Below are 24182 nucleotides of genomic sequence, written 5' to 3' on the forward strand. Positions count from 1 at the left end.
GAGTCAGCGCTGCGGTGCGGGGGGAGTGACGGGCGCGTACCGCACCGGTGGTCCGGGGTCGGCCGGCAGCCGGTCCGCGAGGAAGCCGTAGGCGCGCCTCAGGCCGGGGTCGGTGAGCGCGCGGCGCCACCAGCGGTCGACGCCGTACCAGCCGGGTGCGGCGAGTGCGCCGCCGTGGTGCTGGACGGACAGTCCGGCGGCGAGGACGGCGAACCGCAGCCGCTCCGCCAGCGGCCAGCCGCCCAGCGAGGCGGCGACGAAGCTCGCCCCGAAGACGTCCCCGGCGCCCGTCGCGTCGAGGACGTCCACGTCGAGGGCCGGGGCCTCCGCGTACTCGCCGGTCGTCTGGTCGACGGCCACCGCGCCGTGACCGCCGCGCGTCACCACCGCCACCGGGACCAGCTCCGCGAGGGCGCGCAGCGCGGCGGCAGCGGAGTCGGTGCGGGTGTACGCCATGGCCTCCTGCTCGTTGGGGAGGAAGGCGTGGCACAGCGCGAGCTGGTCGAGGAGGTCGCGGGACCACTGCTGGGTGGGGTCCCAGCCGACGTCCGCGTAGACGCGGGTGCCGTTCGCGGCGGCCTTCGCGATCCACTCGCGGGGCTCGGCCTCAAGGTGCACCAGGGCGGTGCGTGCCTCGGGCGGGTCGCCCATCAGGGCGTCCTGCGAGTACGGCGGCTCCTGGCCGTGGGTGACGAGGGCGCGGTCGCCGCCGTGTGCGAGGGAGACGGTGACCGGGGTGGGCCAGCCGTCCGCGGTGCGGGAGAGCGAGAGGTCGACGTCCTCCTGGTCGCGCAGGACGTCCCGGCAGTGCGCGCCGTAGAAGTCGTCGCCGAAGACCGTGGCCAGCGAGGTGCGCAGACCGAACCGGGACGCGGCCACCGCGAGGTTCGCGATCCCGCCGGGGCCGCAGCCCATGCCGGCCGTCCAGATCTCCTCGCCCGGTGTCGGCGGCTTCGCGAGCCCCGTGAGGACGAGGTCGTAGAAGAGCAGCCCGGTCAGCAGCACATCGGGCCTGTCGTCGTCCACACGCCACCCTCTCGTCAGAACCCGTCAATTTCGATGACGGGAATCGTGCGCCGCTCGCCGAGATTGGTCAATAGTCGAGCAGAAGTGAGCATGGATTTGATTGAAGATGAAGAGTACTGTTCACGGCGTGCTGGCAGAACGACGACATCAACTCATCCTGCGGGCCCTGCGCTCGGGTGGTCCCGCCGCCGTGACCGATCTCTCCGAGCAGCTGGGCGTGAGCCCCGCGACGATCCGGCGCGACCTGGTCAAGCTGGAGGAGGACGGGCTGCTCACGCGGGTGCACGGCGGCGCGGTCGTGGAGGAGGGCGACCAGCCCTTCGCCGAGGTCGCCGAGGTGCGCGTGACCGAGAAGGACGTCATAGCGGAGCGTGCCGCGGCCATGGTCGCCGACGGCCAGACGGTGCTGCTCGACATCGGCACCACCGCCTACCGGCTGGCCCGCCACTTGCACGGCCGCCGCCTCACGGTCATCACCAGCAACCTGGTGGTCTACGAGGAGCTCGCCGACGACGAGGGCATCGAACTGGTGCTGCTCGGCGGCATGGTCCGGCGCGAGTACCGGTCCCTGGTCGGCTTCCTCACCGAGGACAACCTGCGCCAGCTGCACGCCGACTGGCTGTTCCTGGGCACCAGCGGGGTCCGTCCGGGCGGACAGGTGATGGACACGACGGTCGTGGAGGTGCCGGTCAAGCGGGCCATGATCAACGCGAGCGACAAGGTCGTGCTGCTCGCCGACGCGGCCAAGTTCCCGGGTACGGGCATGGCGAAGGTATGCGATCCCGAGCACCTGGACATGGTGGTGACCAACGCTCCCATCGACCCGGCGACCCGGTCCTCCCTGGAGGAGGCCGGTGTCGAGGTGGTCATGGCAGGAGCAGGAAGGGTACGGACGTGAAACTGACGATCCTGGGCGGCGGCGGATTCCGGGTGCCGCTGGTGTACGGGGCACTGCTGACGGACCGCGGCGAAGGGCGGGTGACCGAGGTCGTCCTGCACGATCTCGACGACGGCCGACTGCGGGCGGTCGCCCGTGTGCTGGCCGAACAGGCGTCGACCGTGGACGACGCCCCGACCGTGACCGTCAGCACGTCCCTGGACGAGGCCCTGCGCGGTGCCGACTTCGTCTTCTCCGCCATCCGCGTCGGCGGCCTGGAGGGCCGCGCGAACGACGAGCGGGTCGCGCTGGACGAGGGCGTCCTCGGCCAGGAGACGGTCGGCGCGGGCGGTATCGCCTACGGTCTGCGGACGGTCCCCGTCGCCGTCGACATCGCCCAGCGGGTGGCCCGCGTCGCCCCCGACGCCTGGGTCATCAACTTCACCAACCCCGCCGGACTGGTCACCGAGGCCATGTCCCGCCACCTCGGCGACCGCGTCATCGGCATCTGCGACTCCCCGGTCGGCCTCGGCCGCCGCATCGCCCGGGTCCTCGGTGCCGATCCGCGGGAGGCCTGGATCGACTACGTCGGCCTCAACCACCTCGGCTGGGTACGCGGCCTGCGCATCGCGGGCCGGGACGAACTCCCGCGCCTGCTCGCCGACCCCGGCCTGCTCGGCTCCTTCGAGGAGGGCAAGCTCTTCGGCGCCGACTGGCTGCGGTCCCTCGGCGCGATCCCCAACGAATACCTGCACTACTACTACTTCAACCGCGAGGCCGTCCGCGCCTACCAGCAGGCCGAGAGGACCCGAGGCGCCTTCCTGCGCGACCAGCAGGCGCACTTCTACCAGCAGGTCAGGGACCCGGGCAGGAAGGCCCTGGACGTCTGGAACCGCACCCGCGCCGAGCGCGAGGCCACCTACATGGCCGAGAACCGCGAGACCGCGGGCGCCGGCGAACGCGACGCCGACGACCTCTCCGGCGGCTACGAGAAGGTCGCCCTCGCCCTGATGCGCGCCATCGCCCGCGACGAGCGCACCACCCTGATCCTCAACGTCCGCAACCGCTCCACCCTGTCGGTGCTCGACGGTGAGGCCGTCATCGAGGTGCCCTGCCTCGTCGACGCCAACGGCGCCCACCCGGTCGCCGTCGACCCGCTGCCCGACCACGCCACCGGGCTGGTCTGCGCGGTGAAGGCCGTCGAGCGCGAGGTGCTCGTGGCCGCCGAGTCCGGCTCCCGCGCGACGGCCGTGAAGGCGTTCGCGCTGCACCCACTGGTCGACTCGGTCAACGTCGCCCGCCGGCTGGTCGAAGGCTACACCGCGGTCCATCCCGGCCTGGCCTACCTCAGCTAGCCGGCCGTCCAGCAAGCGCTTCCAGCCCTCTTCTGGAGACCTCCATGCACGACGAACGCCGCCGGATCGAGGAGCGCGTAGAGCGCCTCCACAACCAGCGCATCAAGCCCGCGATCCACGCGGCCACCGTCCCCTTCGAGGTGGCGGCCTGGCAGGCCCCCGGGGAGCCGGTGCCCTTCGAGGAAGCCGCCGCCGCCCCGTACGAACCGTTCGCCCTGAACACCCCGTGGGGCCCGCCCTGGGGCACCACCTGGTTCCGGCTGCACGGCCGGGTGCCCGCCGAGTTCGCGGGTCGCCGCGTCGAGGCCGTCATCGACCTCGGCTTCGTGGGCGACTGGCCCGGCAACCAGGCCGAGGCCCTGGTCCACCTCACCGACGGGACCCCCCTGAAGGCGGTCAACCCGCTCAACCAGTACGTGCCGATCGCCAACCCGGCGACCGGCGGCGAGGTCATCGACTACCTGCTCGAAGCCGCCTCCAACCCCGACATCCTCGCGGGCGACTTCGCGGCCCCGACCCCGCTCGGCGACGTCCTGACGGCCGGCGACGAGCCGCTGTACACCTTCAAGCGCGCCGACATCGCCGTCCTCGACGAAGAGGTCTGGCACCTCGACCTGGACCTGCTGGTGCTCCGAGAGCTGATGCTGGAGCTGGGCGAGCACGACCCGCGCCGGCACGAGATCACCCACGCCCTCGACCACGCGATGGACCTGCTCGACCTGGACGACGTCTCCGGCTCGGCGCCCGCCGTCCGCGAGGCCCTGAAGCCGGTGCTGTCGAAGCCGGCGCACGCGAGCGCCCACCGCGTCTCCGGCGTGGGCCACGCACACATCGACTCGGCCTGGCTGTGGCCGATCCGCGAGACCAAGCGCAAGACCTCCCGGACCTTCTCCAACGTGACCTCGCTGGCGGACGAGTACGAGGAGTTCGTCTTCGCCTGCTCACAGGCCCAGCAGTACGAGTGGGTGCGCGACAACTACCCGCGCGTGTGGGCCCGCATCCAGGAGTCGGTCAAGAAGGGCCAGTGGGCGCCGGTCGGCGGCATGTGGGTGGAGGCCGACGGCAACCTGCCCGGCGGCGAGGCCGTCGCCCGCCAGTTCGTGCACGGCAAGCGGTTCTTCATCGAGCACTTCGGCGTGGAGACCAAGGGCGTCTGGCTGCCCGACTCCTTCGGCTACAACGCGGCCTACCCGCAGCTCGCCAAGCTGGCCGGCAACGAGTGGTTCCTCACCCAGAAGATCTCCTGGAACCAGACCAACAAGTTCCCCCACCACACCTTCTGGTGGGAGGGCATCGACGGCACCCGCATCTTCACCCACTTCCCGCCGGTCGACACCTACAACGCCTGCTTCAGCGGCGAGGAGATGTCCCGCGCGGTCCGCAACTACGCCGAGAAGGGCGCCGCGACCCGGTCGCTGGCCCCGTTCGGCTGGGGCGACGGCGGTGGCGGGCCCACCCGCGAGATCATGGAGCGGGCCCGGCGCCTGAGGAACCTGGAGGGCTCCCCGCGGGTCGAGATCGAGCACCCGGACGCCTTCTTCGCCAAGGCCCGTGCCGAGTACGAGGACGCGCCGGTCTGGGTCGGCGAACTCTACCTGGAGCTGCACCGCGCCACCTACACCTCCCAGGCCCGCACCAAGCAGGGCAACCGGCGCAGCGAACACAAGTTGCGCGAGGCCGAGTTGTGGGCCACGACGGCCGCCCTGCACGCGCCCGGCTACCGGTACCCGCACGAGCAGCTCGACCGGCTCTGGAAGACCGTCCTGCTCCACCAGTTCCACGACATCCTGCCGGGCTCCTCGATCGCCTGGGTGCACCGCGAGGCCGAGGCCGAATACGCGCGTGTCGCCGAGGAACTGGAGGCGCTGACCGCCGAGGCGATCGCCGCGCCGGGCACCGGCACCGCCCGGGTCTTCAACACCAGCCCCTACGCCCGCGCCGAGGTCGTCCGCGACGGCGCGGGTGCGCCGGTGTACGTCGAGGTCCCGGCGGGCGGCAGCGCGCCCCTGACCGGCGGCGCCAGGACTCCGCAGCTGGTGACGGTCGACGGCCGGGTCATCGACAACGGCCTGGTGCGCGTACGGATCGCGGACGACGGCACCCTGTCCTCCGTGTACGACCTGCGGGCGAACCGCGAGGTCCTCGCCGGCCAGGGCAACCTCCTGCGCCTGCACACCGACCTCCCGAACTACTGGGACGCCTGGGACGTCGACAAGCACTACAGGAACCGCTACACGGACCTGCTGGACCCCTCGGAGATCACGGTCGTCGAGCAGGACCCGCTCCTTGGCGCGATCCGGGTCAGCCGCTCCTTCGGCAACGGCTCGACGGTCACCCAGACGATCACGCTCCGGGCCGGCAGCCCCCGGATCGACTTCGAGACGGACATCGACTGGCACGAGGCCGAGAAGTTCCTCAAGGCCGGCTTCCCGGTGGACATCCGCGCCCCGCACTCCTCCGCCGAGATCCAGTTCGGCCACGTCCAACGGCCCACCCACACCAACACCAGCTGGGAGGCGGCCCGCTTCGAGGTCTCCGGCCACCGCTGGCTGCACATCGCGGAGCCCGGCTACGGCGTCGCCGTCATCAACGACTCGACGTACGGCCACGACGTCTCCCGCACGGTCCGCGAGGACGGCGGTACGACCACCACGGTCCGCCTCTCCCTGGTCCGCGCCCCGCGCATCCCGGACCCCGGGGCCGACCAGGGCCGGCACCGCCTGACCTACTCCCTCCTGCCCGGCGCGAGCATCGCGGACGCGGTCGCCGAGGGCTACGCCCTCAACCTGCCGCTGCGGGTCGCCGAGGCGGCGGGCGAGCCGCAGCCCGTGGTCTCGGTGGACGGCGAGGGAGTGACCGTCGAGGCGGTCAAGCTCGCCGACGACTCCTCCGGCGATGTCGTGGTCCGCCTCTACGAGTCCCGCGGCGGGCGCGCCCAGGGCCTCCTGCGCACCGGCTTCCCCCTCGCCGCCGCCCAGGTCACCGACCTGCTTGAGCGCCCCCTGGAGGACGCCGCCACCGACGGCGACACCGTGCCCGTCGAGCTGCGCCCCTTCCAGATCCTCACCCTCCGCCTGCGCAGGAGCTGACCGATGACCGAACTCCGCCACCGGGTGATCGGCGGACTCCACGAGGCGGTCGGGGTGCTGTGGATCGACCCGCCGGCTGAGTCCGACCTCGACCCGCACGCCACCGTCCTCGCCGTCGAACTGGACGGCGAACTGAAGCTGTACCGGGGGTCCGGCCGGTTCTGACCCCGGAGATGCCTGCCTTCCGGACGACGACGCACGGGACCCTCGTGGCCTCGGGCGGCTCCGCGGGCAGCGGCGGGGCGAACAGCCCCGTCCTGTACCCAGCCTGCGTACAGTGGGAAGTCGAAGGGCTGCGCCGCTCGGGCGCCCGGCCCTCCGACTGCCGAAGAGAGCGAAGTGGTGAGCGTCGGGACCCGTCCTCCCTGTTGGGAACTGGGAGGACGGGTCCCGACGCTTCCCGCACCGGAGGGCCTGAGTCAGGGCCAGCCAGTCTGGTCGGGATCCGCGACAACCTGCTTGATCGGATCGCCGAAGCTCGGCACGCGGGCTGGATCGGCGAGGTCGAGGGCTTGGAGATCAGCCCGGCCGGCGCCGAGGAGAAGCCGGCCCAGCTCGATCGGATGGGAGAAGGATGCAGCCCGGACAGTACGAAGAGATGGCCGACGCGGCAGAGCTTCCGGCACGGCTGCGGAACGTCTTCTGGATCGGTGGCGGGAGCGGTGCGGGCAAGTCGACCATCGCCCGCCGACTCGCCGATCGCCACGGGTGGCGTCTCTACGCGACCGACGACGTGATGCCTGATCACGCTGGGCGGACCACCCCCGAACAGGCCCCCCACCTGCACGAGTTCATCGCCATGGACATGGACGAGCGATGGGTGAACCGGACTCCGCAGGTCATGCTTGAGACCTTCCACTGGTATCAAGGCGAGGGCTTCGGCCTGATCATTGAAGATCTCCTTCGCCTGCCGCAGGAGCCATGCGTCATCGTCGAGGGATTCCGGCTGCTGCCGCACCTCGTGAAACCCCTGCTTGCTGTTCCTGAGCACGCCGTCTGGCTGCTTCCCACACCCGAGTTCCGCCAGGCCGCCATCCAGAGCCGGTCGCTACCAGGGGAAGGGTTCGTTTGGAAGACCAGCGATCCCGCGAAGGCCGGCCGCAACACCGCGGAACGTGACCACATGTTCACCAGGCGCCTCGCGGAGGAAACCGAGCGTCTCCACCTGCACACCATCCACGTCAACACCACGATGACGGAAGACGATCTCACGGAGCAGGTGACCACCGCGTTCGGACTCTGACGTCGGCGGCCCAACCCCCTGCGAGCTTCGGTTCGGAGAAGGCCCGCCGCGCCGGCTGTGCGGCAGGCCGACGCTGACTCGCCTCGACCGAGGCCGCGGGTCGGGCAAGCAGCCCAGCCGCGACCGGCGGAGGAGGGCCGGACGGGCGTGCGACTCCGCCCCGGGCACCAGAGACAGAGCCCGCGTGCACTGACGCAATGCCCTGCTGCTCCAACGGCGTTGATAATCTCGGCGCGCGCCGACCGGTGTGAACGTCGGTCGCCGGTTCCGGCCGCTCCTTCGAAGGGCTGACGTGATCAAACAGGTGCACCAGGCCGCGGTGGTCGTGGCGGCGGTCCTCGCCCTGAGCGGATGCGACGGCGCGGAACCGGGGAACGCGAGGCCGTCCGCGTCACCGGTGTCCACGCCGACCGGCGGCGCTGCGGACGGCACGCCCTCGGCTCAGGACACCGACGACAAGGTCGATGCCACCTTCACCGGCTCCTGGGCGTCCTTCTCGGCGAAGCATTGACGGGTTGAAGCGGCCCCGGTACGCGGAAGACGAGTCGGCCTGGCGCTCAACCTGGACCTGCCCTGCTCTGACCTGCGGCGACGATCCGCGGGCGTCCGTGCTTGTCCGCAGTTGTGCGTCGGCGTCGTCACGCAGTTCCGGGAGGGCTGCCACGGGAGACGCCGTTGCCTGGGACGACGTCTGTGACCTGTCTCGACTGACGGCCGGGAGCCGTTCATCTCGGTCGTCACATCCGCCATGGACCGCACGATGGTGTTGACGGCACTGGCCAATCGACCCTTGTGATACCGGTTCACGTGGTTGTTGATGCCCTCCGAGGCGTCCAGGTAGCAACAGCACAGCCGGCAGGCGCGCCACAAGTCCTTGGCCGCAGCGGTCCCGGCGACCGGGTTCGTGTCACAACGTGGTCGCCTCCGCGTGCGCCAAGTAGTGTGACCGCGCATGATCGAATCCGAGATCGAGATCAGCGAGGATCTGGTCCGCGACCTGTTGCGGGACCAGCATCCGGACTTGGCCGCGCTGCCCATCCGCGAGGTGGCGGGCGGCTGGGGCAACCAGATGTGGCGCCTCGGGGACGAGTTGGCGGTCCGGATGCAGCGGATGGACACCAACCCGGATCTCCAGCTCAAGGAGCGCCGGTGGCTGCCGACCCTGGCCTCGCGCCTGCCGCTGCCGATCCCGGTCCCCGTACGGGACGGTGCGCCGTCCGAGCGCTTCCCCAAGATCTGGACCGTCATGACATGGGTCGAGGGCACGCCGCTGGACCACGGCTCGATCACCCGCAGCGACCATGCGGCCGACAACCTTGCGGCCTTCCTCAAGGCACTGCATGTGGAGGCGCCCGCCGAAGCACCGGACGCCTCGGACCGCGGCGGCCACCCCAAGGAGTGCACGGAGGGCTTCGAGCGCTTCCTGCGGGCCGTGGACCTCGGCCACTTCGCCGAGGACGACATCCGGGCCGTGTGGGACGACGCGGTCGCGGCTCCCGGGTGGGAGGGCCCGCGAGTGTGGGTTCACGGTGACCTGCATCCCGCGAACGTCGTCGTCGCGGAGGGGACACTGGCAGGCGTCGTCGACTTCGGCGATGTCTTCGCCGGCGATCCGGCCTGGGACCTTGCCGCCGCCTGGGTGCTGCTCCCCGAGGGCGGCGCCTCGCGGTTCTTCGACAGCTATGCGCAGACGGACGAGGCGGCGGTCCGACGGGCGCGTGGGCTGGCCGCGATGAAGAGCCTGTTCCTGATGTTGATGGGCCAGAACGGCGACCGCGGCCTGCCGGGCGGCAAGCCGAACTGGGGGCCCGCAGGCCGGTCGGCGCTTGAGCGCGTCCTGACGGGCCTCTGACGTCGGCATCGATCGACCAACGCAGGATGCCCCCGGCCACTGGTGGGGCCGGGGCGGCTGCGCGAGGTGGTGAGTCAGCGGGCCTCAGGGTGGCGCGGGACGACGCTCGGAATTCCTTGAGGGCGCCTTTGAGCCAGGCGACTTCTTGACGACGTCGTTTCTCGACTTCGGGCACCTGCTCGGCGTGCGCCACCAACTCGGCGCACCGGGGAAACACGGCGGTGCCCCCGCAGACCTGTACGTGACCGCGCGCATCTTGGACTGGTAGCAGGCCGCGCGGTATTCGGCCAGGTCCGATGCCTTTGTGCCATTCGCGGGCGACCCGCCTCCCACATCACCGACGCCCGGCTACACAAGAAGGCTGGGGTGGCGTTCTGCCGTCCCGGTGCAGTGGTGGCCGGTCGGTGAGGGAGGTCTGGACGGTTGCTGACCATCAACGTGGCGGTGCTGCTCGCAGTCATCGTGTTCTTCCGGCTGCGGCGGCGTACGGAGGCCCGCAGCCGGAACGACGAGAAGCTGACCGTCGTCATCGTCCTGGCGCTGGGCGTGCTGATTGCACCCACCCCGGCAGGCCAGGGAATCCTGAACTTTCTGGAGCAGCTCGCGAGCGGCGTCACCCAGGCCAGCCGATGAGCCCCCGTACATGCCAAGATCCGACAGCGCCCGACGGCGCCCACTGCGGGCCACGGGTCTGGGAAGCGGGGGAGTGATGGCAGCACGTCGACGGCGCCGGCGCTTGAAGAAGCGGACGCGCAGGCAGTTGCAGGGCTGGTGTGCGGTGGGGGCGGCGGTCGCCGCGGTGTGGATGGCCGGGCACTGGTCGGTGGTGTGGCCCGTCCTGGTGGCCGTGCTTGCCGTGGCCGTGGTGGGCGGGGGCGGCTGGGCGCTGCTGCGGGCGCACCGACGTGCGGTCGGCCAGGACCGCGAGTGGCGGGCACAGGAGGAGGCCAAGGCGCGGGAGCTGTCGATGGCCGAGGTCGACGCGTTGTCGTGGCAGGAGTTCGAGGCGTACGTAGCCGATCTGTGCCGGCGCGACGGCTGCACGAGAGTCGTCGTCAGCGGCAAGAGCGGCGATCTGGGCGCGGATGTCGTCGGCTACCTGGCCGACGGCCGCAAGCTGGTCGTCCAGTGCAAGAAGTACGCGCCGCACCGCAGTGTGTCCTCGCAGGACATGCAGAAGTTCGTCGGCACCGCCCGCCCCGAACACGGCGCCGACGTCGCCCTGTTCGTCACCACCTGCCGCACGTTCACGAAGGCCGCGCTGGGCCTGGCGCTGCGCCAGGACATCGTGGCCCTGCACCGCGACCTGCTGGGCTCCTGGGTCAAGGGTGCTCGTCTGGAGACCCTGCTCCCGTTGAACGGAAGCGGCGGCGGCACCGGACGGCGCCCCTCTGCCTGAATGCCACCCCGGGAACCATGGCCGCCTGGCGGGGAGACCGGCTGAGTACCTCGGTCCTGAGCAGCGCCGACCGACCTCGCTGGAGGTGGTGAGTCTGTCGGCGTTGTACTGGACCGGCGTCAGGACGACCAGGACAGCGCCGTCAGCAGGACGACGCCGCTCACGAGGAGGAGCGCGGTCAGTGCGGGCCGTCGGGTGCGGCCTGGTCCGGCACCGACAGCGATCAGGGCGAGGGTGAACGGAGACCCGAACCTGCCCGGTCCGCGAGAACCCCTTCCAGGCCAAGACCACGGTCCGTACCCGCTACTGCTCAGCCGTCTGCCGCCGCGAAGCCGAGCACCGCCGCGACCGGGCCCTGGACGAGGAACGGGCCCGCCGCCTCGGTCAGGCACCACCCGCGCTGCCGGCCCGGATCGCGCTCCCTCCGCCGCCACCGGTCCGCACCGCCTCCCGGCAGCCCGCGGCCGTCCGTGACCCGCTGGAGCCGACCGCGACCCGGAACCGCCCCCACTGCCGGCAGCCCGTCACAATCGTCGCCCCGCTGGCGACCCCCGAGGCCGCCCGTCCGACAATGCCGCACCACCGCACCGAGGTCGTCCCACTGCGGAGGACCCCATGACCAACTCCTTCACTCTCGCGCAGATCGACGACTTGGTCACCCGCAGCCGCAGCGACGGCACCCGCACCCGCGTGTTCTCGACCACCGTGGACCAGCCCGACAGCGTCTGCCGAGCCGACGACAAGACCTCGCCCCCGACGCCACGGGCCCGGTCGGCGTGGGAGAGGTGGTCGCGCAGCGCCGCACGGTCGGCGGTCAGCAGCCGCACGGGATCTGCCAGTACACCGTCAAGATCGTCAGTCATGCGGCCATGCTGCCAGCCGGCGCCGACAGCCGGGCGCGCCCCCGTCCTCGAACCCCTCCCCGCGCGCTTCCGGCGGGGTTCCATGGTGGCGCGGCGGCGGGCCAGGCGGTGGGTGCGGCGGATCGGCCCCGGGTCGCCGCCGTGGTCGACGTCGCCCCGGCGGCCGTCGACGTCGCCGCGACGGTGTTCGTGATGAACGAGGGATGCCGCTTCCACCGCGGCACCTGCTCAACGAGGGCGGCCCCCCTTCCACCGCAGGCACCTGCTCGCCGAATCCCGCGCCCGCCGCCACCTCGCCCACGTCCTGCGCGGCCACCGCCGCGACCCCGGCCTGGACGACCGGATCGTGGCCACCGCCATCGCCACGCACTGCCTGGACATCAGCGAACCGAGGACCTCACGCGGTCTGGAGCCCGGCTACCGCCTCTACACCGCCCGGTGGGGCCCTGCCCGGCCTCCCCGCCCGCCGCCCACCCACCCCCGCGCCCGGCCCGGACCGGCAACCCGTGCCCGGCCCGGCCCGGACCGGCACCCCCCGGCCGACCCCGGCGCGCCGACCGCGCCCCGGCACCCGGGCCCGACAGCGGGGGAGTGGGAGATACCTCGCCTCCTGCTGAACTACGACCGGGCCACCCTCGCCCGGCGGCAGCTACGCGGACGGGTCCTGGTCGGCTTTGGACCGGTTCGAGGCCGCCGACACCGCGATCAGGGCGCGTTCGTCGCCAAGGTCGTTGGCGTACGCCTCACGTTCCTTCGTACTCCAGGCGAAGGAGTCGGAGTCCCCGGCCTCGGTGAGTGGAACCAGGGCGACAAGAGACCGATGGCGGCCTCACGGAGGGCCCGGATCGGCGTCGCTGTCGTTGCGATCCTGCCCGCGTGGATCGGGCCGCACTGCCGCACGCGAGGACCGGCCGGCAACCGGGTCCCGTCGAGGTGAGCGGGTGCACGTGCACAACCGGAACGCGCCACCGGTCGAACTGCGCGCCCGCCTGTCGCCGAACACTCTCAAACCGCCCGCGACACGTTGAGGACGGAGATACGCTTGAGGCATGCGGGTGGGTAGGCTTTACCGCTTAAAACGTGCCGCCTCATGGCACAGTTCATGGTTGATTTCCTCAACCATGGCAGCGGTCCTGCTCACCCTGCCGGGCACGCCGACTGCCGCCTCCGCGCCCGCTGATCACGCTCCGGACTGTTTCGTCCTCCGGTGCGTGGCGCTGACATTCGACGACGGCCCCACTCAGTACACCCCCTCGATTCTGCGGCTGCTGGAGAAACATCACGCAACGGCAACGTTCTTCGTGATCGGCCCTCACGCTCTGCAACATCCGACCACTGTCCTGCGCGAACAGCGCGACGGTGACGCTATCGGCGACCACACGGTTACTCACCCACATCTCACAGCAGTCTCCTCCGCGAGGGTCCGGTTCGAACTCGACCGGGCAGCCCATGACATCGCCTCGGTCACCGGCCACCGGCCGACGCTGCTGAGGCCGCCATTCGGCGCCTACGACTCGCGAACAAGGGCCCTGGCCGGACAGAGCGGACTGGCCGTGGTGATGTGGAGCCTGGACCCCCAGGACTGGCGCCACATCTCGCCCGGAACCATCGACCGGCGTCTCCTCAACCACGTGCGTGCCGGTGACATCGTCTCCCTGCACGACCGGTACGCACGCACCCTCACAGCGCTACCACGCATCCTCACCGGCCTGGCCTCCAGCGGCTTCGCCTTCGTCACCGTTCCCCAGATGCTCGCCGCAAGCGGTGGAACACATCCGGGCATGCTCTACCACCACGGTCCGAGAACCTGAACCTCACGCGTTACTTCCACGAACAGCCCCATCCCCGAAGAAGATTTCCTTGACCTCGCGCAGCGCGTAGTAGACGTGCACGTACCCGGCGGCCGGGCAGCACGGCGGCGGCCGGCAGGCCGTCGACCAGGGTGACTCGGTGCCTTCCGTTTTCAGCAGCGGGTCGTCCAACGCGGTACCGGTGCGTGCGGTGCCGGTGCGTGCCTCGTCGGCGGCGAGCGCGGACATCACCGCGGCCGTCACGGCGGTCCAGCCGATACCCAGTGGCGAGTGGTGGGGTCGGAAGCCGCCAGCCATTATGCAGGTGGACTGCACCAGCAGGGACACGGTCAGTAGTCCGAAGCCGACACCGCTCAGCCTCAGCGCACGGCGCTGGCGGTCCTCTTTCGTACCTTGCCACCCGACGGCGCGATTACCGTCAGTGACGGCAGACAGAGGTGCTCGCGTCGGCCAGTGGCAGACCCCCCCTCGAAGATCTCCTCGGCGCGGCGGGCGATGAGGCGGGGCAGGAGCTGGGCGGTGCCGGACTGCCAGTGAATCCACTCGGTCGCGCCGCCCTTGGCGGTGATCTTCCCGCGCTTGTCCTGCGGGTAGATGCCTTCCACATTGAGGCACAGCACCTCGTCGGCCCGGGCGGCGGACTCGTAGAGCATCTTCCACTGCGTCTTCTCCCGCAGTGCGACGTCGACGCAGCGCGGGGTCGTCGATCGCGGTGACGGGAAAGACGGGCGGCTTCGCGCCTCGGCGGGTGGGTCCGGTGGGCGCCGGTGCGCCGGCGAGCATCCACTCCCAGGTCGTCAACGAGATCCGGTGGATCCGGGCGGAGGACTTCGCGATGCCCGCGCCGGTGAGGTACCGCTCGACCGCCGCGGTGTACGACGACGGCGGGGCGGACAGGGGCACGACCCGAGCGTGCGGCAACCGAAGTGCGCCCCCGCTCCCGCGTTCGGCCGCCGGTTCGATGGTCACGCTGCCCCCACCCTTCCGGCACTGCCGCAGTAAATGCGTACACCTCGCCCCGGCGGCCGGAGCGGCCCGCCGCAGGTCGCGGTGATCACGGTAGGGGCTCTGCCGCAGTGAATCCGGCATCTACGGCGGCCGTCGCGAACGCGTCTCCGCGATCGAGCACCCGCCCGAACGCGGTTCTGCTGTGCGGACCCCAGGGGAGGGGACGGTCAGTGTCCGACGCCGACCAGACCCGGAGCCCAGCATGCTTACCTGGGTCATGCCCCCAGGTCCTCCGTCACGGGCAAGCACTCGGCGAGCAGGTCGACGACGTCGCGCCAGGCGCGCTGCGCGTGCCGTGGGTGGTAGCCGACGCCGGGGACTGCGGGGTGGTCGACCGGCGGGTGGTGGAAGGCGTGCAAGGCGCCGCCGTAGACCGTGAGGCGCCAGTCGACGCCCGCGGCCCGCATCTCGGTGGTGAACGCGTTCCGTTGCGCGGGCGGCATGATCGGGTCTTCCGACCCGACCCCGGCCCACACCGGGCAGCGGATGCGCGCCGCCTCACCCGGTCGGCCCGTGGTCAGTGCGTTGACTGTCCCGATCGCGCGCAGGCTGACGCCATCACGCCCCAGTTCCAGCCCGATGGCGCCCCCGGTGCCGTAACCTACGGCGGCGATCCGGTCGGGGTCGGTCCGCGGTTCGGCGCGCAACACGTCGAGCGCCGCATGGCCGATGCCCCGCATCCGGTCGGGATCAGCGAGCAGGGGCATGCAACGGGCCAGCATCTCCTCGGGGTCACCCAAATAGCGCCCGCCGTGAAGGTCGAAGGCCAGCGCTACATATCCCAGCTCGGCGAGAGCATCGGCCCGGCGGCGCTCGACGTCGCTGAGCCCCATGCCCTCTGGTCCGAGCAGCACCGCGGGCCGGCGGTCGACACCGGCCGGGAGCGCGAGGTGCCCGATCATCGTCAAACCGTCGGCCGGGTACTCGACCGTACGCGTCGTAATCGTCGTCATGAGGCTGGACTGTAGTGATCGTCAAGCCCGGTCCGGCCGCTGTTCTGCCGCGGGCAGAGCAGCGCGGGTGTCCCTCTGAAATACGGCGAGGGCTGACAAGAATCGTCACACCCCCGTTCCCACGGCGGCACTGTCGCCTCGCCTGCCCAGGCCACTGTGTTGGAGGCTGACCCTCGCGGCAGAATTCGGCTGCACCCCACTGGTGTTCTTCAGTGTCCGAGACGTGGTGGTAGGCGATGCCGTGTGCCGAGCGCCCTCGTACGGGCCCATGTCGGTGCCCTTGACGAACGTGACGATCACGTAGCGGCCCAAGGGGTCGGTCAGTCGACGCGGTCGCTCAGGCCCAGCACCTCCGGGTCGTCGCCGGGGAAGTTCCTGGGCATGCCCGGCACGTCGAGGGTGCGCCCGTACACGCCGGCCAGGAACTCGACGGCACCGACGGGGAACTCGATCCAGTCGGCGTTGTCCGTGCGGACGACCACCGGCCACGCGTCCGGATCGGCAGGGCTCGTCCTCCAGTAGAAGATGTCCCCCGAATTGGACGACGCCCAGGAAATCAGACCTCCCGGCTGCGGGTAGGGAACGTACTCCTCGGTGTCGCCCATCTCGTACAGATCCTGAAGGATCTCGTCGTCCCTGGACGCGGACGCCCATGACGCCTCGGCGCCGGGCGCCGGAAGGGACACCATGAGGAAATCATCGATGACAAGCACCGGGTACGCCTCCGCCAGACAGCGGAAGTCCGAGGGCAGCGCCGTCCCGAGGCCGGCCTCAAGGGCGGCCCAGTCCACGCTGCGTCCGCCCGGCGCACGCCACCGTGTCATCGAAGGCAGCGCGGCCTCCAGCTCTTCGACCCTCACCATGTCGTCCGCCAATCCGGGGAGTTCTCGACCGCGACGGTCTCGAACACTACTCCGCCCTCGATGCGGGCGGACGCGGCGACATAACCCTCGAAGAGTCACCAACTGCCCTCTCGGATACCTCGCACCCCGCCCGCCGGATACCAAGAGGTCGTGTGTCACAACGACCTGGCGCCCAAGAACACCGTCTGTCAGCTCCGCGGCGGCGAGCCGCGGCCGACGATGTTCATCGACCGGGACCTTGCTGCGCCGGGTGCGCGAGTAGTTGGTTCCCGTAGGACCGCGCCGGTCCGCCACCCCCGCTCACGCGGTCGCCGGGTGACTCACCGGCGCACTTGAGGGCCGTCACATGGCTGCACCAACCGCTCCCCGCGCGAGGTGAGTTGACCGATGTCCCCTACACTCGCTCCGGTCGCACACTGGCACAGACGCATGGTGAGTGGGGGCTTCATGACGTACGCGGCGACGCGGACACGCACAGGGCGGGGATACGTGGTGCCGGCCGTGTGCGGGGTACTGCTCGCGGGCTGTTCCGGCTTGGGCGACGGCGGGCACCGGACCGGTCCGAGCGCCTCCCCCTCCGCCGTGAGCTCACCGGCCGGACAGCGCGGGACGGGTGACACCACCGCGCGCATCACGGTCGACCCCATGCGCGTCCCCACCACGCCGTCCGCCGCCCTCGACCTGGTCCGCGCCATCACCGCGGGCCCGGACAGCTATGGCCCGGGCTACGTCAAGAGCCCTCCGTACGAGAGCGACCCGGCCGCCTGGCCCGTTCTCGGCACCGACTGTGTCTGGCGGCAGGAGTCCCTGCCCGGCGACGTCCTCGCCACCCTCACCCGCTACAGCCGGCTGCCCGCGGCCGGCTCGAAGGGCGAGGTCCGCACCGCCGCCACCGTCACCCTGCACCGCACCGTCGCGCAGGCCGACCAGGAGATGGCCGAGACGCTGGAGGAGGCGCTGCGCTGCCCCGACCAGCAACTGCGCGCCACCGAGCGGATCACCGGCCTGAACTCGATGGGCTCCGGCTACGGCACGAACGGCAACACCACCGCCGACGACTACCTCATCGAGATGGGCACGTACGACAATCCGGCGCTCGGCAAGGGGTCGACGTACTACATCTGGAACCAGGTCCGGCTCGGTCCGGTGACGATCGCCGTCGTCGTCGAGGGCGGCAAGGGCTTCGGCCAAGGCGACCTGCTGACCGTCCAGGCACGGGCGGTGGCCGGGATGGAGACCAAGGTGCGCACCGGACTGGGGGCCCAGAAGTGACCCACCGCTCCCTGCGCCCGTCCGACCCGTCGTTCGTCGGCGGCCACCGCCTGCTCGCCCGGCTGGGCGAGGGCGGCATGGGCGTCGTCTACCTCGGCCGTACGGAGTCGGGCGCGCTCGCCGCCGTCAAGGTGATCCAGGCCGGGTACGCGCACGACGAGGCCTTCCGCGCCCGTTTCCGCCGCGAGGCGAACGCCGCGCGACGCGTGGACAGCCCGTGGGTGGTCGAGGTCACCGGTGCCGACCCCGCCGCCGAACAGCCCTGGCTGGCCACCGCCTTCGAGCCCGGCCCGTCCCTCGCCGACGCGGTCGGCCGGCACGGCCCGCTGCCCGTGCGGACGGTACGCCTGCTCGGCAAGATGCTGGCCCGCGCGCTCGCCGCCGTGCACGACGCCGGTCTGGTGCACCGGGACGTCAAACCGGGGAACATCCTGCTCGCCGCCGACGGCCCCCGCCTCATCGACTTCGGGATCGCCCGCTCCCTGGACGACACCGCGATCACCTCCGCGGACCTCGTCGTCGGCACCCCCGGCTTCCTGTCCCCGGAGCAGGCCACGGCCCGCGGCGGGCGCCTCGGGCCCGCGAGCGACGTCTTCTCGCTGGGCTGCGTCCTCGCCTACGCGGCGACCGGCCGGCCGCCCTTCGGCGGCGGCGCCGTCGACGCCCTGCTCTACCGCACCGTCCACGACAGCCCCGACCTGGACGGCGTGGACGAGGAGGTGGAGGCCGTCCTGCTGCGCTGTCTGGCCAAGGACCCCGCCGATCGGCCCACCGCGGCCGAACTGGACGCCGCCCTGGTGGAGGACGCGTCCCCGGGCACCGCCGAGTGGCTGCCCGCCGACGTCGTCCGCATGGTCGCCGAACGCTCGGCCGCGATGCTGGCCCTGCCCGACATCGAGGCCACGCTCGCCGAGGCGCCGACCCGGCCCGCCCCCTCGCGCCGCAGGTTCCTCGCCGTCGCCTCCGGCGGTGCCGCCGTGCTCGCCGCCGGCGGGGGCGTGGCCGCCTGGGCCGCGCTGCGCCACAACGGAGGCACCGGGAAGAAGCAGGCCGCCGCACCTGGTTGGGCGCTCGGTGTGCAGGCCGACCTCAGCGGTGCCGGCCGGGCTGCCGGGCGGGCCCAGGAGCAGGGGGCACGGCTCGCGGTGGAAGAGTTCAACGCCCGCCGCGACAAGCCGTTCACGCTCAAGCTGAAGACCTCGGACGACGTGGGCCTGGCCGACCGTGCCGCCGCCGCGGCCCAGCGGCTCGTCGACGACCCGGACGTGCTGGCCGTGCTCGGATCGAGCACCGACGAGACGACCCAGGCCGCGCTGCCCGTCTACGACACGGCCCTGCTGCCCCTGATCAGCATGTCCGCCGGGCAGAACCTGTACCAGAACATCCGCTCCTTCGTACGGGGTCGCCCCCTGCACGGCACCGTCGCCATGAAGCTGGCCTTCCAGCTGGAAGCGACCAGTGCGGCCAGCCCCGTCGGCATCCTGCTGGACCGCACCGCCGGTGACGTGTCCTGGCAGACCGTCCAGATGGTCAACTTCATCGTCCGGAAGTACGGCGACGCCACCCACCCCCGCGTCGTCCCCGCCGGAACGGCCGACTTCGGGCCCGTCCTGGAGGAGATGCGCGGCGCCGGCATCAAGGCGTTCGTCTACGCGGGGCCGTTGGAGGGGGCGATCCGGGCGGCCAAGGGGCTGGCCGGCTTCGACGGGCCGAAGTACGCGGCCGAACCCGCGCTCGACCCCCGGTTCGCCGCCGAGGAGAGCGCGGCGGGCTGGACGGTCGTGGCCGGGGCGATCGGGCCCGGCGCGGCTCAGGTCCGCTCCTTCGCCCAGGCGTTCCGCAAGCGGTACGGCCGCCCGCCCGGATTCTGGGCGGCCGAGGGCTACGACGCGGCGAACCTGCTGATACGGCAGCTCACCGCCACCAAGGGCAAGCGCCCGGCGCGCAAGGCGCTGGTCGCTCCGCTGAAGACCGCCACATACCAGGGCATCACCCGGAACTTCGCCTTCGACCCGAAGCTCCTGCAGCTCAGCACCCCCGCCAGCTTCGTCCACCAGGTACGCGACGGTGCCTTCCACTACCTGGGACCCGCCCCGGACAAGGCACCGCAGCCGAAAGGGAAGTGACGGTGCGTCCGCTCACCGCCCAGGACCCGGAGTCGGTCGGCGGGTACCGCCTGCTCGCGCGGATCGGCGCGGGCGGCATGGGCGTCGTCTATCTCGCCCGTTCCGAGGGCGGTGCCCTGGCCGCCCTGAAGGTGATCCGCGCCGGGCACGCCGCAGATCCGGGCTTCCGAGCCCGTTTCCGCCGCGAAGCACAGGCCGCCGCGCGGGTCGACGGCCGCTGGACCGCGCCCGTCACGGCCGCCGACCCCGAGGCGGCCGAACCCTGGATCGCGACCGCCTTCGTCCCCGGGCCCTCGCTCGCCGAGACCGTCGCAGGGCACGGACCGCTGCCCCCGGACACCGTACGGGCGCTGGGGGCGCGGCTCGCCGAGGCGCTCGCGGCCGTCCACGCGGCCGGACTGGTGCACCGTGACATCAAGCCGGGCAATGTGCTGCTCGCCCTCGACGGGCCCCGCCTCATCGACTTCGGCATCGCCCGCGCCGGCGGAGCCACCGCCCTGACCGCGACCGACGCGGTGATCGGCACGCCCGGCTACCTCTCGCCGGAACAGGCCCGCGCCCGCGACGAGGAGGTGGGCCCGCCCAGCGACGTCTTCTCCCTGGGCTGCGTCCTCGCCTACGCGGCGACAGGCCGGCCGCCCTTCGGCGGCGGAACGGCGCCCGCCGTCATCTACCGCACCGTCCACGAGAACCCCGACCTCGACGCCATCACGGAGGACGGCCTGCGGATCCTGGTCGCCCGCTGTCTCGCCAAGGACCCGGCCGCCCGCCCGACCGTGCCGGAACTGCGCGCCGAGCTCGGCGACTTCGGCACCGACGACTGGCTGCCGCCCGGGCTGCCCGCGGTGATCGCCGCACGCTCGGCCCAGGTGCTGCGCCTGCCCGAGCCCGAGCGGCCCACGGCGCCCGGGACGCTGGTGGACGAGTCGCCCGCGCCGAGCCGCCGGCACCTGCTGGTCCTGGGCGGTGCGGCTGCCGTCGTGCTGGCCGCCGGCGGCTCCACGGCCGCCTGGCTGACCGGCCGCAGCGACGAGGCGTCCACCGCCACCCCCCGCCGGCGCCGTGCCATCGCCGTGCAGGCCGACCTCTCCGGTTCCGGCAAGACGCTCGGTACCTCGGTCGAGCGCGGCGTCCGGCTGGCGGTGGAACAGCACAACGCGCGCGCGGACCGTCGCTTCGACCTGGTCCTCACGGTCCTCGACGACGCGGGAGACGCCGACCGGGCCAAGGAGGTGGCCCGGCGCCTCGTCATGGACGGCCGCGTGTGCGCGGTGATCGGCCCGACGTCCGACGCCACGGCCCTGGCGGCCCAGGACCGGTACAAGAAGGCGTTGCTGCCGATGGTGACGGCCTGGGCGGGCTCGGACACCCTGTACGCCGCCGTGGACCTGCGGAACCCCACGTCGTCCGTGTTCCAGCTGAGCCCCTCCGACACCGCGATCGGCGCGCCCCTGGTCCGCTATCTCACCAGCCTGCGCCCCGCCCACCGCACCTTCCTCGTCGAGGACCAGGCGGCCCGGGACTACAGCTGGCTGATCGCCCACACCCTGGTCGCGAACCCTCCGTCCCACGGCACGGTCACCCGGCACCAGGTCGCCGCCGACACCGGCGACTTCGGCCCCGCCGTCGCCGCCGCCCTGGCCTCACGCGCACAGGCCGTCGTCTACTGCGGTGACTCCTCGCGGCGCGCCGCCTCCTGCGCACGGGCGCTACGGGCGGCGGGGTTCACCGGCACCCCCGCCGCGACCCAGGCCGTCCTCACACCCGAGTTCCTGCGGGCGGCCGGCGCGGCGGCAGAGGGGTGGGTCTTCTCGGCGACGTTCGTGGACCCGGCCCGTCTGACGCGGGCCGCCGGATTCGTACGGTCGTTCAAGAAGCGGTACGGCGTCCAGAGCGTCGGTTGGGGCGCGGCCGAGGCCTACGACGCCCTCGGTCTCGTCGCGCACGTTCTCGACACCGTGGGAACGGGCCCTGTGGACCGGAGCAACCTCACCCGACGGCTGCGGACCGTGTCGTACCGGGGCATCACCCGGACGATCGCCTTCCGAACGCACACTGGGGAGGTGGAGGAGGAACCGGGGCTGTTCCTGTGGCGGGTGGAGCGCGGGACGCCGCTCTTCCTGGGCCAGTACCAGGAGGCGAGGGTCTAGTACCCCAGCAGCGTTTCGCTGTCTTGCCTGGTCAGAGGCAGTGTCGGGAGTGTAGTGGGCTGCTGGCACGGCAGGGACGGTCTTGGCGGACCCCTCCGACGAATGACATCGAGAACTGTCCGCGCGGTGACGAGGGCAGCCTCCCCGCGTGAGGGACGACCTTGCCGAGGCGACCCTGGGACCGTGAACCCGACGACCTCTTCCTGCGCATCGGCCACCGCCTCGGCCGCGCCGACCTGCGACGCCGCATGCGTGACCACGTCCGCGCCCTGCTCGGCCCCGTCGGCCGCGAAAGCGGCTGACAACTGGCCGAACACGCAGGCCACCGCACCGAAGGGCACCACCTCCGCGGGGATGCAGCGCCGGTACTCCGGCACCGCCGGCCGCACCGAGAAGTGTCAGATCGGCGTCTTCGCCGCCTACGCCACCACCCGCGCAGGCGCCCTGGTGGACCGCGAGCTGTATCCACCCAAGTCCTGGACGGACGCCCGCGAACGCTGCGGCGCCGCCAAGATTCCTGACGAGAGGGGTTTCGCCACCAGACCCGAGCCGGTCAGGGCCATGGTGCTGCGCGCACTCGCCTCCCCGCTGCCGATCGCCTGGATGACCGAGGATGCCGCCTACGGCCAGGAGCGGCGCCTTCGCCGGATGCTGGAAGGAGCCACAGTCGGCTACGTGCTCGCCGTGCCGAAGTCCGAGCCGGTGCCCCGCTTAGGCCGGACCGACCCTCTCTTCAGCCAGGCACCGGATGAGGCATGGGAGCGACGTTCGTGCGCCGATGGCGCCAAGGGCCCGCGCGTCCATGACTGGGGGGACCGTCCAGCTCCGGTGATCGAGGACTTCGACGCTGAGCGGCCCGCCCATCACGGCTGGACGCTGGCCCGGCGCAGTATCGACAGACCTGAACAGACCGCGTACTACCTCGCATAGCCGCCGGTGGGCACCGACATCGACCGGCTCGTGCACGCTGCCGGGCTCCGGTGGGCGATCGAGGAACGCGTCCAGGCCGCGAAGAACGAGCGTGGCCTGGACCAGTACGAAGCCCGCCGCTACGTCGGCTGGAGGGTCATGTCATGTGGCGGTGCCATCCGGGATGGCGGCGGACCTGGTGGTCGTCCAGGCCACATTCCTGCTGGCGAGGGAGGACCTCAACGGCGTCCCAGTCGATCCGGTTCAGCATCCGCTGGATAACTACGGTCCGGGCCCGCATGGCCGACCTCCTCCGCCAGCGTCCAGCCCCTATGCGCGGGCTGATCGCTGAAACGGAAGACGAACGGCTCATGCACCGAGTCCAGTTCAGGCACTACATGCCGGTGGTGAAGTTCACGGGGACCGGCGGCGGCGTCGGGACGTAGTGGCGAGCGAGGTCGGCATCGCGGTTGTGGAGTCCGTGCCGACGGGCCTCCGGGTCGCCGTACTCCTTGACATCCTGGCGCCCGGACATGACGTCCCGAACGTGCATCACGATACGGCCGAACAAGGTCTTCATCGGTGTTCCCCCTGGTGTGTGTGGTCTTATGGAGGAGGATGCACCGCTCGCCGGGGCGACTCCAGCGAGTTGAGCCGTTCTTGAGCCTCGGCCGGTCCTCCAGTGGATGGTCAGCGGCGCTCCTTCAGGATGAGCAGCCCGGCCGAGCACCCGTACGGGAGCGCGGTGCGCGGCTCGCGTTTCTTCGCTCGCCCTAGGACGTCAGGCGGGCCGGGGACTACAGGTTGTGCACGAACCGGCGCCGCGTCCTCACGGCCGGGACGAGCCGAGCGCACTGGCTGCGCCGCGCCGGCTCAGCGTGGACGACCACATGTTCACCGCCCCGGGGTTGCCGGGGAGGTTCCGGCTGCAGCGCCGAGGATGTTGTCGAGGGCGTCCCAGCAGACCCGAACCAGTCCGGGGTGGGCGACCCAAGAGCCGTCGAAGCCGTCCTCCGCCTCACGCTCCTTGTAGAGCCGCACCGTGGCGAGCACCGTCTCGTTCGCGTCCGGGGCCTTGGCGGGCACTTGGGCGGCCATGCCGCCGATGGCTTGTGCGCCGCGCCAGTGGCAGGTGCGGCGCGGAGTTCGGTGTAGGCCCGCTCCTCGGCGAGCCGGATGGGCGGACCTCCTCAGGCCCGCCGACCGGCGCCGCCCCGGCCGCCGGAAGGGGGGCTGAGTTGATCCGGCACCGCTGCTGCCCGTGCGACACCTACGACGAGGAATGGGCCCTCATCGACCCCACTCCTTTCGCCGTCGGCCTGTCAGTCCCCCAAGAGCGGTTGCCTGGAGAAGCACCCGCGCCGGGAGATCGTTGACGCGATGCGG

The 24182-nt window shown here is 71.7% G+C and carries 19 protein-coding genes and 6 pseudogenes; 15 read left to right on the forward strand and 10 right to left on the reverse strand.

Going from position 1 to position 24182, the window contains the following annotated elements:
- Positions 1-3: 3 nt before the first annotated feature.
- Complete coding sequence (locus IE273_RS35370) at positions 4-1026, reverse strand: carbohydrate kinase family protein (protein WP_189819222.1); 1023 nt, start codon at positions 1024-1026, stop codon at positions 4-6.
- 127 nt (positions 1027-1153) lie between these two features.
- Here IE273_RS35370 and IE273_RS35375 point away from each other — a divergent pair, with 127 nt between their 5' ends.
- The 9 genes and pseudogenes from IE273_RS35375 (at position 1154) to IE273_RS35415 (ending at position 10841) form a co-directional block, all read left to right on the forward strand.
- Positions 1154-1924, forward strand: coding sequence for a DeoR/GlpR family DNA-binding transcription regulator (locus IE273_RS35375; RefSeq protein ID WP_189819223.1), 771 nt, complete (start codon positions 1154-1156; stop codon positions 1922-1924).
- A complete protein-coding gene (locus tag IE273_RS35380) occupies positions 1921-3258 on the forward strand; it encodes a 6-phospho-beta-glucosidase (RefSeq protein ID WP_189819224.1) in 1338 nt (445 codons plus the stop codon). Before IE273_RS35375 ends, IE273_RS35380 begins: the two co-directional genes overlap by 4 nt.
- A 44-nt stretch (positions 3259-3302) precedes the next feature.
- Positions 3303-6347, forward strand: coding sequence for an alpha-mannosidase (locus IE273_RS35385; protein WP_189819225.1), 3045 nt, complete (start codon positions 3303-3305; stop codon positions 6345-6347).
- Between the two features lie 6 nt (positions 6348-6353).
- A pseudogene (locus IE273_RS35390) lies at positions 6354-6512 on the forward strand (alpha-L-fucosidase); the annotation flags it as partial.
- A gap of 433 nt (positions 6513-6945) precedes the next feature.
- On the forward strand, positions 6946-7590 hold the full coding sequence (locus IE273_RS35395; protein WP_189819226.1) for an AAA family ATPase: 645 nt from the start codon (positions 6946-6948) through the stop codon (positions 7588-7590).
- Positions 7591-7882: 292 nt separating this feature from the next.
- Positions 7883-8101, forward strand: coding sequence for a hypothetical protein (locus IE273_RS35400; RefSeq protein ID WP_189819253.1), 219 nt, complete (start codon positions 7883-7885; stop codon positions 8099-8101).
- Positions 8102-8542: 441 nt separating this feature from the next.
- Positions 8543-9442 carry an aminoglycoside phosphotransferase family protein gene (locus IE273_RS35405; RefSeq protein WP_189819227.1) on the forward strand — a complete coding sequence of 300 codons (900 nt, stop codon included), beginning with the start codon at positions 8543-8545 and terminating at the stop codon, positions 9440-9442.
- Between the two features lie 423 nt (positions 9443-9865).
- Positions 9866-10075, forward strand: a complete 210-nt coding sequence (locus IE273_RS35410; protein ID WP_189819228.1) for a hypothetical protein — start codon at positions 9866-9868, stop codon at positions 10073-10075.
- A 76-nt stretch (positions 10076-10151) separates the two neighbouring features.
- The gene (locus IE273_RS35415) at positions 10152-10841 is read left to right on the forward strand and encodes a restriction endonuclease (RefSeq protein ID WP_229887860.1); all 690 of its coding nucleotides are present in this window, start codon (positions 10152-10154) and stop codon (positions 10839-10841) included.
- 524 nt (positions 10842-11365) lie between these two features.
- Here the strand turns inward: IE273_RS35415 and IE273_RS35420 are convergent.
- Both IE273_RS35420 and IE273_RS44090 read right to left on the reverse strand, forming a co-directional pair.
- Positions 11366-11920, reverse strand: a complete 555-nt coding sequence (locus IE273_RS35420; protein ID WP_189819254.1) for a hypothetical protein — start codon at positions 11918-11920, stop codon at positions 11366-11368.
- A 439-nt stretch (positions 11921-12359) separates the two neighbouring features.
- A pseudogene (locus IE273_RS44090) lies at positions 12360-12509 on the reverse strand (HNH endonuclease); the annotation flags it as partial.
- A gap of 244 nt (positions 12510-12753) precedes the next feature.
- Between IE273_RS44090 and IE273_RS35425 the strand changes: the two are divergent.
- On the forward strand, positions 12754-13515 hold the full coding sequence (locus tag IE273_RS35425; RefSeq protein WP_189819229.1) for a polysaccharide deacetylase family protein: 762 nt from the start codon (positions 12754-12756) through the stop codon (positions 13513-13515).
- A 3-nt stretch (positions 13516-13518) separates the two neighbouring features.
- Here IE273_RS35425 and IE273_RS35430 read toward each other — a convergent pair whose 3' ends face one another.
- From IE273_RS35430 to IE273_RS35445, 4 genes are all read right to left on the reverse strand, one after another.
- A complete protein-coding gene (locus tag IE273_RS35430) occupies positions 13519-13842 on the reverse strand; it encodes a hypothetical protein (RefSeq protein WP_229887861.1) in 324 nt (107 codons plus the stop codon).
- A 32-nt stretch (positions 13843-13874) separates the two neighbouring features.
- Positions 13875-14168, reverse strand: coding sequence for a hypothetical protein (locus IE273_RS44095; RefSeq protein WP_229887863.1), 294 nt, complete (start codon positions 14166-14168; stop codon positions 13875-13877).
- A 570-nt stretch (positions 14169-14738) separates the two neighbouring features.
- Entirely contained in the window at positions 14739-15476 is a 738-nt protein-coding gene (locus tag IE273_RS35440; RefSeq protein ID WP_189819230.1) for a dienelactone hydrolase family protein, read from the reverse strand.
- A gap of 320 nt (positions 15477-15796) precedes the next feature.
- Entirely contained in the window at positions 15797-16300 is a 504-nt protein-coding gene (locus tag IE273_RS35445; RefSeq protein WP_229887865.1) for a hypothetical protein, read from the reverse strand.
- A 621-nt stretch (positions 16301-16921) separates the two neighbouring features.
- Between IE273_RS35445 and IE273_RS35450 the strand changes: the two genes are divergently transcribed.
- From IE273_RS35450 to IE273_RS35465, 4 genes and pseudogenes are all read left to right on the forward strand, one after another.
- On the forward strand, positions 16922-17611 hold the full coding sequence (locus tag IE273_RS35450) for a hypothetical protein (protein WP_189819231.1): 690 nt from the start codon (positions 16922-16924) through the stop codon (positions 17609-17611).
- Complete coding sequence (locus tag IE273_RS35455; RefSeq protein WP_189819232.1) at positions 17608-19737, forward strand: bifunctional serine/threonine-protein kinase/ABC transporter substrate-binding protein; 2130 nt, start codon at positions 17608-17610, stop codon at positions 19735-19737. Before IE273_RS35450 ends, IE273_RS35455 begins: the two co-directional genes overlap by 4 nt.
- A gap of 2 nt (positions 19738-19739) precedes the next feature.
- A complete protein-coding gene (locus IE273_RS35460; protein ID WP_189819233.1) occupies positions 19740-21887 on the forward strand; it encodes a bifunctional serine/threonine-protein kinase/ABC transporter substrate-binding protein in 2148 nt (715 codons plus the stop codon).
- Positions 21888-22048: 161 nt separating this feature from the next.
- Positions 22049-22949 (forward strand): annotated as a pseudogene (locus tag IE273_RS35465) (IS701 family transposase); the annotation flags it as partial.
- Positions 22950-23028: 79 nt separating this feature from the next.
- Here the strand turns inward: IE273_RS35465 and IE273_RS35470 are convergent.
- From IE273_RS35470 to IE273_RS35480, 3 genes and pseudogenes are all read right to left on the reverse strand, one after another.
- Positions 23029-23191, reverse strand: a pseudogene (locus IE273_RS35470) (IS701 family transposase); the annotation flags it as partial.
- Entirely contained in the window at positions 23191-23376 is a 186-nt protein-coding gene (locus IE273_RS35475; protein ID WP_189819235.1) for a hypothetical protein, read from the reverse strand. The gene IE273_RS35475 and the pseudogene IE273_RS35470, both read right to left, overlap by 1 nt.
- Before the next feature lie 353 nt (positions 23377-23729).
- Positions 23730-23956 (reverse strand): annotated as a pseudogene (locus IE273_RS35480) (malate synthase A); the annotation flags it as partial.
- Positions 23957-24037: 81 nt separating this feature from the next.
- Here IE273_RS35480 and IE273_RS44100 point away from each other — a divergent pair.
- Positions 24038-24182: pseudogene (locus IE273_RS44100) on the forward strand (IS5-like element IS4811 family transposase); the annotation flags it as partial.

It is taken from the genome of Streptomyces olivaceoviridis (assembly GCF_014650115.1).
Classification (GTDB): domain Bacteria; phylum Actinomycetota; class Actinomycetes; order Streptomycetales; family Streptomycetaceae; genus Streptomyces; species Streptomyces olivaceoviridis.